The sequence below is a fragment of the Thermosynechococcus sp. genome (genome assembly GCF_025999095.1).
Classification (GTDB): Bacteria; Cyanobacteriota; Cyanobacteriia; order Thermosynechococcales; family Thermosynechococcaceae; genus Thermosynechococcus.
In genome coordinates, this window is sequence record NZ_AP024678.1 from 2,158,558 (window position 1) to 2,174,659 (window position 16,102).

The 16,102-nt window shown below is 55.0% G+C and carries 15 protein-coding genes; 12 read left to right on the forward strand and 3 right to left on the reverse strand.

Annotated features, from left to right (window positions below):
• Positions 1 to 19: 19 nt before the first annotated feature.
• The 3 genes from Q0W94_RS10600 (at position 20) to Q0W94_RS10610 (ending at position 2,843) form a co-directional block, all read left to right on the forward strand.
• A complete protein-coding gene (locus Q0W94_RS10600) occupies positions 20 to 1,030 on the forward strand; it encodes a sensor domain-containing diguanylate cyclase (protein WP_297758831.1) in 1,011 nt (336 codons plus the stop codon).
• A gap of 147 nt (positions 1,031 to 1,177) precedes the next feature.
• Positions 1,178 to 2,347: a ferredoxin--NADP reductase gene (petH, locus tag Q0W94_RS10605; protein ID WP_297758834.1), complete on the forward strand. Its 1,170-nt coding sequence runs from the start codon at positions 1,178 to 1,180 to the stop codon at positions 2,345 to 2,347.
• A 211-nt stretch (positions 2,348 to 2,558) separates the two neighbouring features.
• Positions 2,559 to 2,843 (forward strand): hypothetical protein, encoded by a 285-nt coding sequence (locus Q0W94_RS10610; protein WP_297758836.1) that lies wholly within the window; start codon positions 2,559 to 2,561, stop codon positions 2,841 to 2,843.
• On the opposite strand, the gene Q0W94_RS10615 is transcribed toward Q0W94_RS10610, so the two are convergent.
• The gene (locus Q0W94_RS10615) at positions 2,840 to 4,216 is read right to left on the reverse strand and encodes an isochorismate synthase MenF (protein WP_297758839.1); all 1,377 of its coding nucleotides are present in this window, start codon (positions 4,214 to 4,216) and stop codon (positions 2,840 to 2,842) included. The two genes, Q0W94_RS10610 and Q0W94_RS10615, sit on opposite strands and share 4 nt — an antisense overlap.
• A 128-nt stretch (positions 4,217 to 4,344) precedes the next feature.
• On the opposite strand from Q0W94_RS10615, the gene msrB reads away from it, so the two are divergent.
• The 6 genes from msrB (at position 4,345) to Q0W94_RS10645 (ending at position 9,862) form a co-directional block, all read left to right on the forward strand.
• Positions 4,345 to 4,752, forward strand: a complete 408-nt coding sequence (gene msrB / locus Q0W94_RS10620) for a peptide-methionine (R)-S-oxide reductase MsrB (protein WP_297758842.1) — start codon at positions 4,345 to 4,347, stop codon at positions 4,750 to 4,752.
• Between the two features lie 607 nt (positions 4,753 to 5,359).
• Entirely contained in the window at positions 5,360 to 5,926 is a 567-nt protein-coding gene (locus Q0W94_RS10625; protein ID WP_297758845.1) for a cell division protein SepF, read from the forward strand.
• Positions 5,901 to 6,722, forward strand: a complete 822-nt coding sequence (gene proC / locus Q0W94_RS10630; protein ID WP_297758849.1) for a pyrroline-5-carboxylate reductase — start codon at positions 5,901 to 5,903, stop codon at positions 6,720 to 6,722. Before Q0W94_RS10625 ends, proC begins: the two co-directional genes overlap by 26 nt.
• A 6-nt stretch (positions 6,723 to 6,728) precedes the next feature.
• Positions 6,729 to 7,169 carry a hypothetical protein gene (locus tag Q0W94_RS10635; RefSeq protein ID WP_297758852.1) on the forward strand — a complete coding sequence of 147 codons (441 nt, stop codon included), beginning with the start codon at positions 6,729 to 6,731 and terminating at the stop codon, positions 7,167 to 7,169.
• Positions 7,166 to 8,056, forward strand: a complete 891-nt coding sequence (gene dapA / locus Q0W94_RS10640; RefSeq protein WP_297758855.1) for a 4-hydroxy-tetrahydrodipicolinate synthase — start codon at positions 7,166 to 7,168, stop codon at positions 8,054 to 8,056. The genes Q0W94_RS10635 and dapA overlap by 4 nt, the downstream gene beginning before the upstream one ends.
• A gap of 60 nt (positions 8,057 to 8,116) precedes the next feature.
• Entirely contained in the window at positions 8,117 to 9,862 is a 1,746-nt protein-coding gene (locus Q0W94_RS10645) for a ribonuclease J (protein ID WP_297758857.1), read from the forward strand.
• Positions 9,863 to 9,914: 52 nt separating this feature from the next.
• On the opposite strand, the gene Q0W94_RS10650 is transcribed toward Q0W94_RS10645, so the two are convergent.
• Entirely contained in the window at positions 9,915 to 11,213 is a 1,299-nt protein-coding gene (locus tag Q0W94_RS10650; protein WP_297758860.1) for an AMP-binding protein, read from the reverse strand.
• 50 nt (positions 11,214 to 11,263) lie between these two features.
• Here Q0W94_RS10650 and rsfS point away from each other — a divergent pair, with 50 nt between their 5' ends.
• The 3 genes from rsfS (at position 11,264) to Q0W94_RS10665 (ending at position 15,005) form a co-directional block, all read left to right on the forward strand.
• Positions 11,264 to 11,683 carry a ribosome silencing factor gene (rsfS, locus tag Q0W94_RS10655; RefSeq protein ID WP_297758863.1) on the forward strand — a complete coding sequence of 140 codons (420 nt, stop codon included), beginning with the start codon at positions 11,264 to 11,266 and terminating at the stop codon, positions 11,681 to 11,683.
• Between the two features lie 3 nt (positions 11,684 to 11,686).
• Positions 11,687 to 12,061 carry a hypothetical protein gene (locus Q0W94_RS10660; RefSeq protein WP_297758866.1) on the forward strand — a complete coding sequence of 125 codons (375 nt, stop codon included), beginning with the start codon at positions 11,687 to 11,689 and terminating at the stop codon, positions 12,059 to 12,061.
• A 118-nt stretch (positions 12,062 to 12,179) separates the two neighbouring features.
• Entirely contained in the window at positions 12,180 to 15,005 is a 2,826-nt protein-coding gene (locus Q0W94_RS10665; protein WP_297758869.1) for a cation-translocating P-type ATPase, read from the forward strand.
• A gap of 5 nt (positions 15,006 to 15,010) precedes the next feature.
• On the opposite strand, the gene thrC is transcribed toward Q0W94_RS10665, so the two are convergent.
• The gene (gene thrC / locus Q0W94_RS10670; protein WP_315863068.1) at positions 15,011 to 16,099 is read right to left on the reverse strand and encodes a threonine synthase; all 1,089 of its coding nucleotides are present in this window, start codon (positions 16,097 to 16,099) and stop codon (positions 15,011 to 15,013) included.
• Positions 16,100 to 16,102: the final 3 nt, after the last annotated feature.

Sequence of the window (16,102 nt, forward strand, 5' to 3'; positions counted from 1 at the left end):
TCATTCCAGCGGGGTCAAGATGAGCAATTTTACACTGGATGTTGGCGTATGGATTGATCTGTTGCCGGAGCCAACGCTGGTCATGGATCTCGAGGGCAACATTGTGGCCGTTAACTCCAGTGGCCGTGAATTTTTTGGCGGCAGCGTGCTTGATTGCAACCTTAGGGAACTCGTAGCCACTCCGCCAGAGAAACTCAAAAAATGGCTGCTCCTTTGGCAACAAGCGACGCAAATAGTGCCCGGGACTCTGCGAGACCCCCAAGACCAAAAAATTGAAGTGGAAGCCGTGGGTATCCACCGTTGCCAGCCCCCCTTGATTCTGCTGCGCGTCTTGCGCCAACCTCGGTTTCTACGGCAGTTTATTATCCAACGGCAACAGTTTCAGCAGTTGCAACAGCAGATGGCACAGCAAACCGCTTTGATTGTAGAGCTACAGCAGCGGCAAAAACAACTAGAGGCAGAAAACCACCATCTACAGGAGATCTCACGGCAAGATAGCCTGACCAAACTGGCGAATCGGCGTGCCTTTAAAGCCTGTCTGCCGATAGCTTGGCGGGAATCGGCCACCACCCATACTCCCTTTGCCATTGCCCTGCTGGATATTGACCACTTCAAGTGCTACAACGATACCTATGGCCATCTGGCGGGCGATCGCGCCCTGCAACGGGTTGCCCATGCCATTAAATCTCAGGTGCGGGAAACAGATCTGGTCGCTCGCTATGGCGGTGAAGAGTTTATTCTCCTGTTACGCCAGACCGACCACGATGCTGCCATTTGTGTTCTAGAGCGAGTCTTTAAACACATCCGCAACCTAGGGATTCCCCATGCCAGTTCACCAGTGCAGCCCTACCTCACCGTTAGTGCCGGCATTTGCATTGTGGCCGCTTCCCTTCAGGACTGCCCAATGGCGGAGCTGGTGGCGACTGCCGATGCTGCTTTGTACGCAGCCAAACACTCAGGGCGCGATCGCTATGTGTTGCAAACCTATCCTGGCATGAGTGTGCCCATCTCTCCCAGCCAAGAAATTTAGAGAAACCTCCTGTCGCTGCCGCTGCTAGATATAATGTGGGTGGCCAAAGCACGGCAATCCCGTAGCCGAAACGTGATAGTTGATCGCGGTTGGGGCGTTGTGTTGCAGAATGTAAAGCTGAGTTAATTTTTGGAGATCGTGTAGCCCATGTACAATGTGACGAATTTTGGCAGTCGGATGTTTCGCTACGAAGTGGTGGGACTGCGACAAAATGCCGAAACCGATAAAACTGACTATGCCATCCGCAACAGTGGCAGTCAATTTTTCAACGTTCCCTATGACCGCATGAATCAGTTTATGCAGCAGATTACCCGCTGGGGGGGCAAAATTGTTAGCATTCAACGCCTCGATGGTACGGCTGCTACGGCTACGCCCTTGGCTGCTACCACGGAACCTGCCTCCAATAATGGTGCTGCCCCTGTTAAAGAAAAGAAAGTTGATATTCCCATCAATATCTATCGTCCCAACAATCCCTGCATTGGTAAGGTCATCTCCAATGAAGAGCTAGTGCGTGAAGGGGGCGAGGGAACAGTCAAGCACATTATCTTCGATATTTCTGGGACCGAGTTGCGCTATCTCGAAGGCCAAAGTATTGGCATTATTCCTGCCGGTACCGATGCCAACGGCAAACCCCACAAGCTGCGCCTTTACTCCATTGCCTCGACCCGCCATGGTGATTTTCAAGATGATAAAACAGTCTCGCTGTGTGTGCGGCGCCTAGAGTACAAGGACAAAGAGACGGGGGAAACCATCTATGGCGTTTGCTCCTCCTACCTCAACCAACTGCAACCCGGCGATGAAGTGAAAATCACAGGGCCCGTGGGCAAAGAAATGCTCTTACCCGATGACCCCGAAGCCACGATCATTATGCTGGCAACGGGAACCGGGATTGCCCCCTTCCGTGCCTTCTTGTGGCGCATGTTCAAAGAAAATAACCCCGATTATCAATTCAAGGGGCTGGCATGGCTGTTCTTTGGTGTTGCCTATACTGCAAATATCCTCTACAAAGATGAATTAGAGGAACTGCAGACTAAGTATCCAGATCACTTCCGCCTCACCTACGCCATCAGCCGAGAGCAAAAAACTCCTGATGGCGGCAAGATGTACATTCAAGGTCGTATTGCCGAACATGCCGACGAAATCTGGCAACTCCTCCAGAAGAAGAACACCCATGTCTATATCTGTGGTTTGAAGGGGATGGAGCCAGGGATTGATGAGGCAATGACCGCCGCGGCAGCCAAAAATGGTGCCGATTGGCCAGAGTTCCTCAAGGGCACACTCAAAAAAGAAGGCCGCTGGCACGTGGAAACCTACTAGGGAGATGATCTGGGGGGCGATCGCCCCCTATGTTCATCTCAAGTACGGCGTGGAGCTGTAAGGATAAAATGGAAACAGAGGGAACAGATGGAGCTGTTACCGAGAAACCAATGGCGGGTGTAGGGTCGCTAAAATGTAACCTACGGCAGGTCGAATTATCAAAATTATCAATATTCCCGTATTCTGCTGGGAAGTCATCCAGCGATCGCCTATGATTTATCCTCGCTTTCTGCGCAAAGCCTACCGCAAGGAACCCCTCTCCGCCTTTCTCCTGTTGATGGGAGGGGTTGACTCGACCATCGGCGGCTTGGGGGGCTATAACGGGTTGCTGCTACTGGGTCTGGCTCTGATGGGCAGTGGCCTCCTCTATCGCCTCCGCCAGCGATCGCCCGAACGTCCTCTTCCTGAAAAAGTTCCCCAGTATGCGCTGCCACCCCAATCTTCTCGGCCCTTGCCGATGCTGACCATAAGCAAAAAACAGCCCCCCCTGCGCTAGGCCAAAGCTGAGATCATCGTCTGAAATTTCCACAGGATTTCCTGCCATTCCCGTTCAGGGTGAGAGCCTTTGACAATCCCCGCCCCAGCAAAAAGATGGGCATGGTTGCCCTGAAGGCGGGCAGAGCGGATGCCGACAATAAATTCCCCTTCACCGGTGGGTGTCACCCAACCAAGGGGCGCCGCATAGCCATTGCGATCAAAGGGTTCCAGTTGCCGCAGCCAATGTTGTGCCCGGGCAGCAGGATAGCCCGCCACTGCTGGCGTCGGGTGCAAGGCCGCCACCACTTGGAGAATATGAATTGGTTGAGGCAGGGGTGCCCGAATCAAGGTTTGCAGATGTTGAATATGACTCAATTCAAGGATGCGGGGTTTGGCGGGCACCTCACAGGTCATGCCCAACCGTTGGAGGGTTTGGCAGAGAAACTCCACAATGATCTGATGCTCGTAGCGTTCCTTGGGGCTATGGTAAAGGCCATTGCGCAGGCTTTGATCCTCCTGTTGGGTTTGCCCCCGGGGACGGGAGCCTGCCAAGGCATCGGCACAGAGGACGCCATCGGCAATCTTGACCAAGCGTTCGGGACTGGCTCCCAAAAAGACCTGCTGCCGCTGTTGGCCAACACTGAAGATGTAGGAATTGGTGTACTGCTGGCGCAGGTTTTGCAACGTTCCCAGCCAGTTAAAGCCCTGAGGCTGCTCTAGGGTAAGGGCAGCGGCTAAGACCAATTTTTCGATGTCTCCCGCCGCGAGGAGCTTGAGGGCATGCTTGACCCTGCCAATGAATTGTCCATACTGCTCAGTCAGGGGCGGTAGGGCGATCGCCAGGGGCGGTGGACAGGGGGGCGGATCAGCGAGAATGTGGGCCAGTGCCCGCCGCACCAGTTGCCAGTCTTGCCAGAGGCGATGGGGTGTGCTGGTCTGTAGGGCACAATTGAGGGTGAGCCAAACCTGATCTAGACGCTGAATGACCTGCCAGCGGGGTAAGACCCCCCGGTTAGAGCCTGTGTGATCCCAAAAACTGAATTGACAGAACATACGCGGTTCGGCTGGAGCGATCGCCCACACGCGGCTGAGGGTTTGTTCACTAAAACGCTGCAGTTCCCCAAACCGCTGCTGTCCCTGAACACTGCTGGTCGCCACTGCACCACACGCAGCAACGATCTCCCCCGCTTGCTCAAGGTAAAAATGCTCCCCTTCACCACTGAGTTGCATCAGACCCACCAACAGCATCAGGGGATCAACTGTTGGTAAGGAAATACCTAAACTGAGGAACTGACAATTGGCCTGCTGTGCTGCCTGAATTCCAGCGCTGACCTGAGTATAAAACTCGGACTCAGAGGATAAATCAAACGTAAGGGGCAGCGAAACGGGCATAACCAAACAAGGTCAAGATTGCCCTTACATTTTCCCCTTGGTAGGGAACCTTTGGCAAAAAGACTGGCACTTGCCGATGTCCCTGATTATGCTGAAGAGTAGGATCACGGTCTATTTCTGAGGCAAGTATGGCTAAAGTTGTGAAAACAGATGCGCAGTGGCAAGCCCAACTGACTCCTGAGCAGTACTATGTCACCCGCAAAAAGGGAACGGAGCGCGCCTTCACGGGCTGCTACTGGAATAACAAAAAGCCCGGTCTCTATTGCTGTGTCTGCTGCGGCACACCACTCTTTCGCTCTGAGACAAAGTACGATTCTGGCACCGGTTGGCCCAGTTTTTGGCAGCCCCTTGATCCCAACAATATCCGCATGGAGCGGGATCTTTCCCATGGCATGGTGCGCACGGAAGTCCTATGTGCTGTCTGCGATGCCCACCTGGGTCATGTCTTTGAGGATGGCCCGCCCCCCACAGGACTGCGCTACTGCATTAACTCAGCGGCACTGGCATTTATCCCTGAATCTGCCGCCTCTTCATGAGTCCGGTGATTGAACACCTGCAAAGTCTCAACCGCATTTTGGTCAAGCTGGTGCGGCGGCTGCTGTTTCAGAGGGAGACGTTGAGAAAATTTTCAGGACATTTTCTATAGGGGTGCCGGCAGTCTCAATGGGGCAGGGGTGAGTCTTTACTTTTACTGGAGCGATCGCTAGCCCATTAGTCAAGAGCCAGGGCAAGGGTTTGCGCCAGGGATAAAGCTAACCGCAAATGACTATCCTCTCGCCAACTCAATTTAGCTATTAGGCGGCAAGCCTCCGCCCCAGACGTGAGCATGACCGTGGGGAGGATGTTACAAAATTCTGACCCTTGACAAACCCAAGGCAAAGGCGAGAGACTTAAGGCCAACATCATCTTTTTATCTGGGTTTTGTGTAAAATGGCCAGTTGAAGTTTCCTGTTTTAACTTAACTCTCGTGGACGTTTGTGCATAGGTTCCCTTTTAGCCACGAAACTAAGATTGTTAAAACACGAGAAATACCATCTGGCTTCTACGTTTCTGACCTGTCGCGGCGACAATACCACGGCACTTCAGAAAGGGTTTACAACTCATACATTTACTTACATTTACTAGGAGCAATAGTGAGTCGCTATGTTGGGCAAACTCCGTGACCTGATGGGTCTAACCCCAGAAACTGACCTCTACGATGAGGAATACCCTCAAGGAACGGCACGAACACTAACCACAGAACCGGACGTAGAACCGCTGCCCGCATCGCGGCCAAACCTGGGTCATGACTTTGACACCAGTTCATCCCCCGCGGTTGCCCCTGGTTCAGTGCCGACGGGATCAACTGCCGCCAATGTGATTGGTATGCCTAATGCCGGCCGTTGGTGGGGGGCAGTGGCCGAAGTCTTGGTGATGCAGCCCCGCAGTTTTAGTGAAATGCCTGAGGTGATCAAAGCCCTTAAGGAGCGCAAGTCAGTGGTGCTCAATCTGACCTTGATGGAGCCAGAGCAAGCCCAACGCTCAGTGGATTTTGTTGCCGGTGCGACGTTCACAATTGATGGCCATCAAGAGCGTATTGGCGAGAGTATTTTCCTCTTTACACCAAGCTGTGTCCAAGTGAGTACTCAAGTGGGCGGCGTTCGTCCAAGTGCAACCCCCACCCCCCCGCCCGCTTGGGGTATGGATGCCCAACAACAGCGTAGTGCTTAGGGTGCCTGCTCTTGGGATCATTGGCTGTGGCCGCATGGCGGAGGCAATGCTTTCGCGGCTGCTTGCGAATGGTCTATTGCCAGACCATGTGTGGGTATCGGTGCGATCGCCCCAGCGGCAACAGTACTTAGCCGACACCTACGGGGTTAGAGTAACAACGAACCCAGAAGTAGCGACTGCCGAAACGCTGCTACTGGCGGTCAAGCCACAGGTCTTTGCCGAGATTGAGTCGGAACTCGCGGATACGCCGGTAGCTCAGGAGAGGGGGGTTGTCCTTTCTATCATGGCAGGGATCCACAGTGGGCGACTGCGGCGGCTTTTTCCCCAGCGGTTGATCTTTCGGGCGATGCCGAATACACCAGCACAGGTGGGCGCCGGCGTGATTGCCCTTGCGAGTGACGGTGCGGCCAGTGAACTGGCGGTTCAAAAGATTCAGCATTTGTTGGGGGTGCTGGGGCAGGTGGTGGCTGTCAGTGAAGGGCAAATGGATGCGGTCACGGCGCTGTCTGGCTCCGGCCCTGCCTTTGTTGCTCTAATTGTCGAGGCCCTCTGTGATGCTGGGGTGGCGGTGGGTTTATCGCGATCGCTGACACAGGAACTCGTTTATGGCACAATAGCAGGCACAGTACAATTACTTAAGGAGCGTGGACTGCATCCGGCGCAACTCAAGGATGCGGTCACCAGTCCTGCGGGGACAACCATTGCGGGTCTCGAAGTACTGGAAGCTGCCGGTATGCGTGGAACCCTCATGCAAACGGTAAAAGCGGCCTACGAGCGTTCCCAAGCCCTTAACTAAGTGCCTATGCCCAACTCTGCCCCAACCGCTGATCCCCCCGCCATTGAAGGCTTAGATGCAAAAGTGGTGTTTATTTACTACTTTGCCTGTGTTACTGCCATCACCGCCCTGAGTTTGAGCCAAATTTGCCACTGGAGTCTAGTGTCTCCTCTGCCCTACCGTTGGGGATTGGTCCTGGGAGTTGTGGTGGGGGCGATCGCCGCCTATCGGAATCATACGAAAATGCTGGCAGTCACCCTGCCGCAACTGTTGCGGCTGGAGGCATGGCTCAAGGACCAGGGCTACGAAGTGAGCGAGACCGCAGAGAATTTGACCATTTATCGCTCGCCCCAAAGCTGGCGACGCGGGGCAATCATTCTGGAGAATTTGGGCGATCGCCGGCGCGTGTATAGCCGCGCGGTCACGATTCGGCAACTGCAACGGGACTTGGCTGAGGGTGGACTGTGACTGACTTAGGACGTGTAATTACCGCCATGATTACGCCATTTACCGCTGAGGGCGCGATCGCCTACGATGTGGCGGCAAAACTGGCACAGCACCTTGTGGCCAATGGCTCCGATGGCATTGTGGTTTGCGGCACCACAGGCGAATCCCCCACCCTGACTTGGGAAGAGGAATTTCAACTCTTTCAAACGGTGCAGCAGGCGGTGGCGGGCAAAGCCAAAATTATTGCCGGTACGGGTTCCAACTCCACCCGGGAAGCCGTTTATGCCACGGCAAAGGCCGCAGAACTCGGCCTCGACGGTGCCCTCTTGGTTGTCCCCTACTACAATAAACCGCCCCAAGAAGGACTCTACGCCCATTTTCAGGCGATCGCCAAAGCGGTGCCGGACTTTCCCCTGATGCTCTACAACATCCCCAGCCGCACAGGGCAAAACCTGCTGCCAGAAACAGTCATCCGCCTTGCTGAGTACCCAAACATTGTGGCCATCAAAGAAGCCAGCGGCAGCCTTGATCAAGCCAGTACCCTGCGGGCTGCTCTACCGCCGACCTTTCGCATTTACGCCGGCGATGATTCCCTGACGTTGCCATTACTGGCCGTTGGTGGTTATGGTGTAGTCAGCGTGGCTAGTCACCTTGTGGGCCCACGCATTCAAGAGATGATCCAAGCCTTTGTCCAAGGAGACACCGCCAAAGCCACGGCTATTCACTGTCAACTATTGCCCCTGTTCAAGGTTTTATTTGTGACGACAAACCCGATTCCAATCAAAGCTGCCCTTAACCTCCAAGGTTGGTCAGTGGGTGAACCCCGACTACCCCTCACAGCTGCGAGTGACGCTGTAATTGGCCAGTTGAAAAGCGTTTTAGATGACCTTGGTCTACTGAAGTCTTAAGACAACGCCGGGCATTTCCCAAGCTGCACCTTTTTTGTTCGTTTCACTGTAAGGAGACCTATGAGTCAATCCGTTGCAACTGCTGCCCTAAAAATTATTCCCCTCGGTGGGCTGCATGAAATTGGCAAGAACACCTGCGTTTTTGAATTCCAAGATGAAATTATTTTGCTGGATGCAGGGCTGGCCTTTCCCACCGATGCCATGCACGGCGTCACTATCGTCCTACCTGACATGACGTACCTGCGGCAAAATCGCGACAAAATCAAGGGGATGATTGTAACCCACGGCCATGAAGATCACATTGGTGGCATTCCTTTTCATCTGAAGCAGTTTGATATTCCCGTCATCTATGGCCCGCGCCTTGCCATGGCGCTGCTACAAGGGAAACTGGAAGAGGCGGGGGTTGCCGATCGCACCGAACTTCGCCCTGTACAGCCGCGGGAGATAGTGCGCTTGGGCAAAAACTTCCTGGTGGAGTATATCCGCAATACCCACTCCATTGCCGATAGCTTCTCCGTAGCAATTTATACCCCCCTTGGCGTGATTATCCACACAGGGGATTTTAAGTTTGACTTTACCCCCGTTGATGGCGAGTGCTTTGACCTGCAGCGGCTCGCGGAGCATGGGGAGAAGGGGGTGCTTTGCCTGATTAGTGACTCCACCAACTCAGAGGTCCCCGGCCACACGCCCTCGGAGCGATCCGTCTTTCCCAACTTGGATCGTGCCTTTAGCCAAGCGGCGGGGCGGATTATTTTTACCACCTTTGCCTCTTCGGTGCATCGTCTCAGTATGGCCTTGGAACTGGCGCAAAAGCATGGCCGAGTGGTCTCGGTCTTGGGTCGCTCAATGCTCAATGTGATTGCCCATGCCCGGCAGTTGGGCTATATTCGCTGCCCGGATGATCTCTTTGTGCCCTTGCACATGATGCACAAGTACCCGGATCATCAGGTGATGTACCTCACCACTGGCTCCCAAGGGGAACCCCTGTCTGCCCTGACGCGGATTTCCAAGGGGGAACACAACAAAATTAAAATTCGCCCCGGGGATACTGTCATTCTCTCGGCTCACCCGATTCCAGGGAACACAATTGCCGTGGTGAACATGATCGATCGCCTGATGATGCAAGGCGCCAAAGTCATCTATGGTCGTGAACAGGGCATTCACGTCTCTGGCCATGCCTGCCAGGAGGATCAAAAGCTGATGCTGGCCTTGACGAAGCCCAAGTTCTTTTTACCCGTGCATGGAGAACACCGCATGTTGGTGAAACACGCCCAAACGGCTCAGAGCATGGGTATTCCTCCTGAGAATATGGTGATTGTTGACAATGGCGATGTGGTAGAACTCACCCGTGACTCGATTCGGGTCGTAGATAAAGTCCCCGCTGGCATTGAGCTACTGGATCGTGGTGGCATTGTCAAAGCCCATGTGCTGCAAGAGCGGCAACAGCTGGCTGAGGAGGGCATTATCACCGTGGCGGTGGCGGTGGGTACTGATGGCAGTCTGAAAGCCACTCCCGAAGTTCACCTGCGGGGCGTGGTCACAGCCATTGAGCCACAGGCTTGGCAGGCTTGGGTACATGCCACGGTGGAAACCGCCTTGAGCGATCGCTGGAGTGAATATGCCCGCAATGGCGATGTGGACTGGGCTGGGGTCAAAGCTCACATTGAACGGGAACTGGTGCGACTGGTGCGCCGTGAACTTCAGGGCAATGCCTCAGTCCTATTGCTCCTGCAACCCATCGAAGTCACCCCCACTGTGACCACAGGAATCCGGCGGCGGCGCAGCACGACTTCTGTGGTTGGCTAGGGACCAGAGCCACCCCTTGCCTAGGGTTCTGCATTTGTGGGCGGCGGCTTTCCTAGGAAACATTGGCGAGATGGATGGCAGACAATGGCACTTTTCCCTGAGGGGTACGGGGAATGTGGTCAACCGGCACCCAGCGCTTGGGGCATTTGTAGGCGCTGCACCGCTGCTTGAGCCATCTGCTGAGTTCCTCAGGGGAGGCGTCTCCCACATAGAGGGCAACCACCTGTTCGCCCCAAAGGGGGTCAGGTGCGCCGTAGATGTAGATGTCTTGGACAAGGCCACTGTCAAGGAGTAAAGCCTCTAACTCTTCGGGGTAGATATTCTCGCCGCCACTGATGATTTTGCGGCTGCTGCGTCCCAAAATGTAGAGGCGATCGCCCCGCCATTGAGCGCGATCGTCGGTTGGGAAGATGGCTGAGTGAAACAACGCCGGGTAATAGCCCAGGGCAAGGGAAGCCGCCTGAATCTGAATCTCACCCGTAGGGGTCAAATCAATCTGGGCATGGGGTAAGACTTGACCACAGGAGCGATCGCCCGCCAAAAATTCCCCCTGTCGCTGGGCACAGATCATACCTGCAGTTTCTGTCATGCCATAGGTGAGACATAAAGGCAATCGCTGCGTTGCCGCTTCCTCTAACAGTTGTAACCAGGTGGGACCACCGCCAATAAAAATCCCCTTTAACTTCCCTAACCACGGCAGCGGCTCGCTAAGCACCTGTTGCAGTTGGCGCGGCACCAGAGAGAGCCACAGAGCAAGATTGGCAGGGGGTGGGGTTTGCCGTAAGTCCCGTAAGTGGCTCGCCAGGTAGAGTTCTCCCCCACTCCATAGCGATCGCACCACGGGCATTAGGCCACTGACATGGTACAAGGGCAAAATACTCAGGCAATGAATCGTTGATTGCTGTAGATGACTTTGCAGCCCCATCACCGCCGCTTGCAGGCTGTCCACCGTGTGAATTGCCCAACGCAATCGCCCTTGAGTGCCGCCAGTGGGAATCAGAATCCAGCCCTGGGGCAATGGCTTTCCAGAACCTTGGGGGGTGAGGGGGGGCACCGTTCCCCAAGCCATAAAATTCTGCGGCAAGATTGCTGCCACCTGCTGCCACTCTTGGGACTGCCATTGGGGATTGGCCAGTAACAGGGGCGTGCCTGTGGAGAGTGCTGCTAGAAAACCCCTGAGAAAAGCGAGGGGGTCGGGTTCGGCGAGCACAAGTACCGTTGGCTGCTGCTGTTGGAGTTGCGCCTGATCGTTGGCTAATTGTTCGACGAGGCGGGCCGTAGCCCTGTGCCATTGTCGGTTGTGGGCACACCACAGCCAGTGGGGGGCAATACGCGTAAGGTTTTGTAACAAATTTGTCCTGCGCCTCCCGAAACCAATGGGTAAAATCAAAGGATAAAGGAATGCGTTTAGGAGAGAGCAGCCTGACTATTCAACAGATGCAACGGGTAGCCGCAATTACTGACCCTAGCCTTAAACTAGCATGGACCGCCGCCTATGCCGCCGACGATCGCAAGGGAGTGGACATCTGCCTTTTAGATGTAAGTGGCGTGTCCTACCTCAGCGATTACTTTGTGATCATTACGGGACTCTCAAAAACCCAAGTGCGTGCCATTTACCAAGGGATTGAGGAGGCGGCTCTCGAACATTGCCAACGCCAACCCCAACATATTGAAGGCCAGGCGGAATGTTCATGGGTGCTGATGGACTACGGCGATGTCATTGTCCATGTGCAGTTGCCCAAGGAGCGCCAATACTATAACCTTGAGGCCTTTTGGGGTCACGCCCAGCGCATTCCCTTTGAGTCCTTGGTAACTACCTAGGGAGTGCCGCGGGGGGTAGGCGATTCTTGTTGGCCTGCCACGGGGGGCGATCGCCAGACACAGCGCCATACCGCTTCTTGCTCCATTGACCCCTATTGCCGCCCCATCCCCACCAGTCAGGGCCTGACTGATTTGCTCACGGCTCCTAGTCGAACAGCTCCCCCACCACTGCCCGTTATCCTCTATCAATCGCAACTGGCCGCCGAACGCTACAGGCTGTTGCAAAATGCTAGGGATCCCACAGCAGTACTAACGCGCCCCTTGGCTCTGGCAACCTTAGCACCCTTGCGGCTCCAACATCGTAACCCCGTCGATCAAAAGACTTGGACAACCGACACCCCCTCGTGCAGCTTTGGACACCGCCTGAGCCGCCCCTAAAACTAACGGCGTGCCAGTATTGGTAACACTTTGGTAGAGTGCCAGCCAAATAGACGGAGATAGCAAAATAGATGAAGATGAAAGAAAGCATAAAAATTAGGACATCTGCTCACCTGCCATGACCTCCTCCAATGCCTTGTCCCAGATTGATCGTGAGTCAGTTTGGCATACCCTGAGTGCTGATGAAGTCATTAGCCGTCTGGGGAGCGATCGCCAACAGGGGTTGAGTTTTGCAGAAGTGCAACGGCGACAAGCCCAATATGGGCGCAACGAACTGGTTGACAATGGCCGCCGTCCCCGCTGGCGAATCTTCATGGATCAGTTTTGCAATGTGATGCTGATCATGCTGCTGGTGGTGGCCTTCATTTCTGGCGCATTGGAGATTCTCAAATCCCTCAAAGAGAACAGCATCCCCTTCCCCAAGGACGCAACCGCAATTCTGGTGGTGGTGATTCTCAATGCCATTTTGGGCTATGTCCAAGAAGCCCGTGCTGAGGAGGCTCTGGCAGCGCTGAAAAATATGGCGGCACCCAAGGTGCGTGTCCTGCGCGAGGGCAAAGTCATGGAAATTGACTCCCCGGAGCTGGTGGTCGGGGATATTTTCTTTCTGGAAACTGGGGTAAAAGTGGCTGCCGATGGTCGACTTCTAGAAGCCGTCAACCTGCAAATCCGCGAGGCGGCCCTTACAGGGGAAGCAGCAGCCACCAGTAAAGATGCTGCGAAAGTGTTGCCTACCGATACTGAAGTGGGCGATCGCGCCAATCTAGTGTTTGCAGGCACAGAGGTCAGCCAAGGGCGAGGGGTCGCCGTCGTCACCGCGATCGGCATGAACACCGAACTGGGGAAAATTGCTGCTGCCCTCCAAGGGGTCGAGCAGGAACCCACACCACTGCAAAAACGAATGACCGAGCTGGGAAATCGCTTAGTGGGGTTTTCCTTGGTGCTGGTGAGCATTGTTGTGATTGCGGGGAGTCTGTACGATCCTTCGCTGCTGGGGCATCTCATTGAAGTTTCCCTGAGTATGGCGGTGGCAGTGGTACCCGAAGGCTTGCCCGCTGTGATTACCGTCACCCTTGCCTTGGGAACACAACGGATGGTGAAACGCCATGCCCTGATTCGTCGGCTGCCGGCAGTGGAGACGTTGGGGAGTGTGACAGTCATCTGCTCCGACAAAACAGGTACCCTCACCCAAAACAAAATGGTCGTGCAGGCGATCGCCACAACGTCCTATCGCGCCAAGGTGAGTGGCAATGGCTATGAACCTAAGGGGGACTTTTACGATGCCAATACCGCCGACCCCTCAGCCCTATATGAACGGCAATTGCTCCTTATCGCCGGCGCGCTGTGCAATGATGCCCTGCTCAAACAACACGCAGCCGAATGGGTGATCCTCGGTGACCCCACAGAAGGCTCCCTCCTGCCCTTGGCCGCTAAGGGGGGCATTGATCTGAAAGCGTTGCAAGAAACGGCGAAGCGAGTGGCGGAGTTTCCCTTTGATGCCAATCGCAAGCGCATGAGTACCTTCTATCGCAGTGAGTCTGTTCCTGAGATTCCCGCCAAGGAACCCTACTGGATGATCACCAAAGGGTCACCCGAACTGACCCTGGAACGCTGTCAATGGCGGCAGGTGGGACAGGACATTCAACCCCTAACACTGGCGGAGCGCCAAGAGATTCTCGCTGAAAACGATCGCTTTGCCGCTCAGGGTCTGCGGGTCTTGGGGATTGCCCATCGCTACTGGTCAGAGTTGCCGCCGCCGGAGAGTGTCGAGACCAGTGAGCAGGGGTTAATTTGGTTAGGACTGGTGGGCATTCTTGATCCCCCCCGTCCGGAGGTGCTGGCGGCCGTCGCCACCTGTCGCACTGCCGGCATTCGCCCGATTATGATTACGGGCGATCATCAACTGACTGCCCAGGCGATCGCCAGTCAAATTGGCATCTGTGAGTGGGGCGATCCGACCCTCACGGGTCGGGACATTGAAAAAATGAGTAGCGAGGAATTGGATGCTGTCACTCCCACCGTCAGCGTCTATGCCCGCGTCTCCCCAGAACATAAACTGCGGATTGTCAAATCGCTGCAACGCCACGGTGAAATTGTGGCCATGACTGGCGATGGTGTGAATGATGCCCCCGCCCTTAAACAAGCGGATATTGGGGTGGCCATGGGAATTACGGGGACTGATGTCACTAAGGAAGCCAGTGATATGGTGCTCTTGGATGATAACTTTGCTACCATTGTGGCCGCTACCGAGGAAGGGCGAGTCATTTACAGTAATATTCGTCGCTTTATTAGATACATTCTCGGCTCCAATATTGGTGAAGTCATTACAATCGCCTGCTCACCCCTGCTGGGACTAGGAGGCGTTCCCCTAACGCCCTTGCAAATTCTCTGGATGAACCTAGTCACTGATGGCCTGCCGGCCCTTGCCCTGGCCGTTGAACCGGGGGACCCTGAGGTGATGAAGCGTCCTCCCATTCAGCCCAATGAGAGCATTTTTGGCCGCGGCATGGGTTCCTACATGATTCGCGTTGGTTTGATCTTGGCCATCGTCGGCATTGCCCTCATGGTATGGGCCTATGGCTACACCGCCGAGCACGTCGAGGGGGGTCTAGAGCCGCAGCGTTGGACAACGATAGTCTTTACCACCCTCTGCCTTTCCCAAATGGGTCACGCCCTTGCTGCTCGTTCGAGTACACGACTGACCATTGAAATGAACCCCACTGACAATCTCTTTGTTTGGGTATCGGTTATTTTGACAACGATTCTGCAACTACTGCTGATCTATACTCCACTCCTGCGGCAGTTTTTTGGCACCTACCTGATCTCGGGAACTGAGCTAGCGGTGTGTATTGGCTGTAGCATGCTTGTCTTTGTCTGGGTAGAGCTGGAGAAACTGGTGTTGCGGCTATTCAATAGGGGCCAAGAACTCAAGCTATTGGAATAGGCTCGCTAAAAGCCCATCACCTTGGCCACGGTTTGCTCAGTGGGTTCAATGTGGCGGTGGAAGCGATCGCTCTCCTGCTTGAGGGCGGTTTCTGGATCCTTGAGGCCATTGCCCGTCAGCACACAAACTACCGTGGCACCGCTGGGCACCTGATCTGCCAACTTCAAGAGGCCAGCCACAGAAGCGGCACTCGCAGGTTCACAGAAGATCCCTTCCGCGGAGGCCAGCAGACAATAGGCATTGAGGATTTCCTCATCTGTAACAGCATTAAAGGCCCCTTGGCTGGCTTCCTTGACCGCGATCGCCCGTTGCCAGTTGGCAGGATTGCCAATACGAATGGCCGTGGCAACCGTTTCCGGATGCGTAACAATCTCACCCTTGACCAGCGGGGCAGATCCCGCGGCTTGAAAGCCCATCATCCGCGGCAGGCGATCGCAACGGTTTTGCTCACGATACTGGCAAAAGCCCATCCAGTACGCCGTAATGTTACCGGCATTGCCCATAGGAATGCAGAGCCAGTCGGGGGCATTGCCCAAGCTATCCACCACCTCAAAGGCCGCTGTTTTCTGTCCTTCGAGCCGATAGGGATTGACGGAATTGACCAGGGTCACGGGGTAGGTTTCCGCCATCAGGCGCACAATGGCCAAGGCTTTATCAAAGTTGCCCTCAATGGCAATGACTTCAGCGCCATACAGAAGCGCTTGGGCAAGTTTTCCTTGGGCAACATAGCCCTCTGGCACCAGGACATAGGCGCGCAGTCCAGCTCGCCGGGCATAGGCCGCCGCAGCGGCTGAGGTATTCCCTGTGCTGGCACAAATCACCGCCTCAGCACCTGCTTCCTTGGCCTTGGAAATGGCCATGGTCATGCCGCGATCCTTGAAGCTCCCTGTGGGGTTAAGGCCATCGTACTTGACATAAACTGAGACGTTGCGGCCAATCCGCGCTGCAATTTGAGGCACCGGAATCAATGGTGTATTCCCCTCATAGAGGGTGACCACTGGGGTGCGATCGCTCACGGGCAAAAAGTCACCGTAGGCGTGAATTAGGCCACGCCAAGCAGGACGGATGGGGGGAGCAGAGAGTGTTACAGGCACAGG

Coding starts and splice junctions, on each gene's coding strand:
- Q0W94_RS10600 (WP_297758831.1), top strand. CDS start 20: ATGAGCAATTTTACACTGGATGTTGGCGTATGGATTGATCTGTTGCCG.
- petH (WP_297758834.1), top strand. CDS start 1,178: ATGTACAATGTGACGAATTTTGGCAGTCGGATGTTTCGCTACGAAGTG.
- Q0W94_RS10610 (WP_297758836.1), top strand. CDS start 2,559: ATGATTTATCCTCGCTTTCTGCGCAAAGCCTACCGCAAGGAACCCCTC.
- Q0W94_RS10615 (WP_297758839.1), bottom strand. CDS start 4,216: ATGCCCGTTTCGCTGCCCCTTACGTTTGATTTATCCTCTGAGTCCGAG.
- msrB (WP_297758842.1), top strand. CDS start 4,345: ATGGCTAAAGTTGTGAAAACAGATGCGCAGTGGCAAGCCCAACTGACT.
- Q0W94_RS10625 (WP_297758845.1), top strand. CDS start 5,360: ATGTTGGGCAAACTCCGTGACCTGATGGGTCTAACCCCAGAAACTGAC.
- proC (WP_297758849.1), top strand. CDS start 5,901: ATGCCCAACAACAGCGTAGTGCTTAGGGTGCCTGCTCTTGGGATCATT.
- Q0W94_RS10635 (WP_297758852.1), top strand. CDS start 6,729: ATGCCCAACTCTGCCCCAACCGCTGATCCCCCCGCCATTGAAGGCTTA.
- Q0W94_RS10645 (WP_297758857.1), top strand. CDS start 8,117: ATGAGTCAATCCGTTGCAACTGCTGCCCTAAAAATTATTCCCCTCGGT.
- rsfS (WP_297758863.1), top strand. CDS start 11,264: ATGCGTTTAGGAGAGAGCAGCCTGACTATTCAACAGATGCAACGGGTA.
- Q0W94_RS10665 (WP_297758869.1), top strand. CDS start 12,180: ATGACCTCCTCCAATGCCTTGTCCCAGATTGATCGTGAGTCAGTTTGG.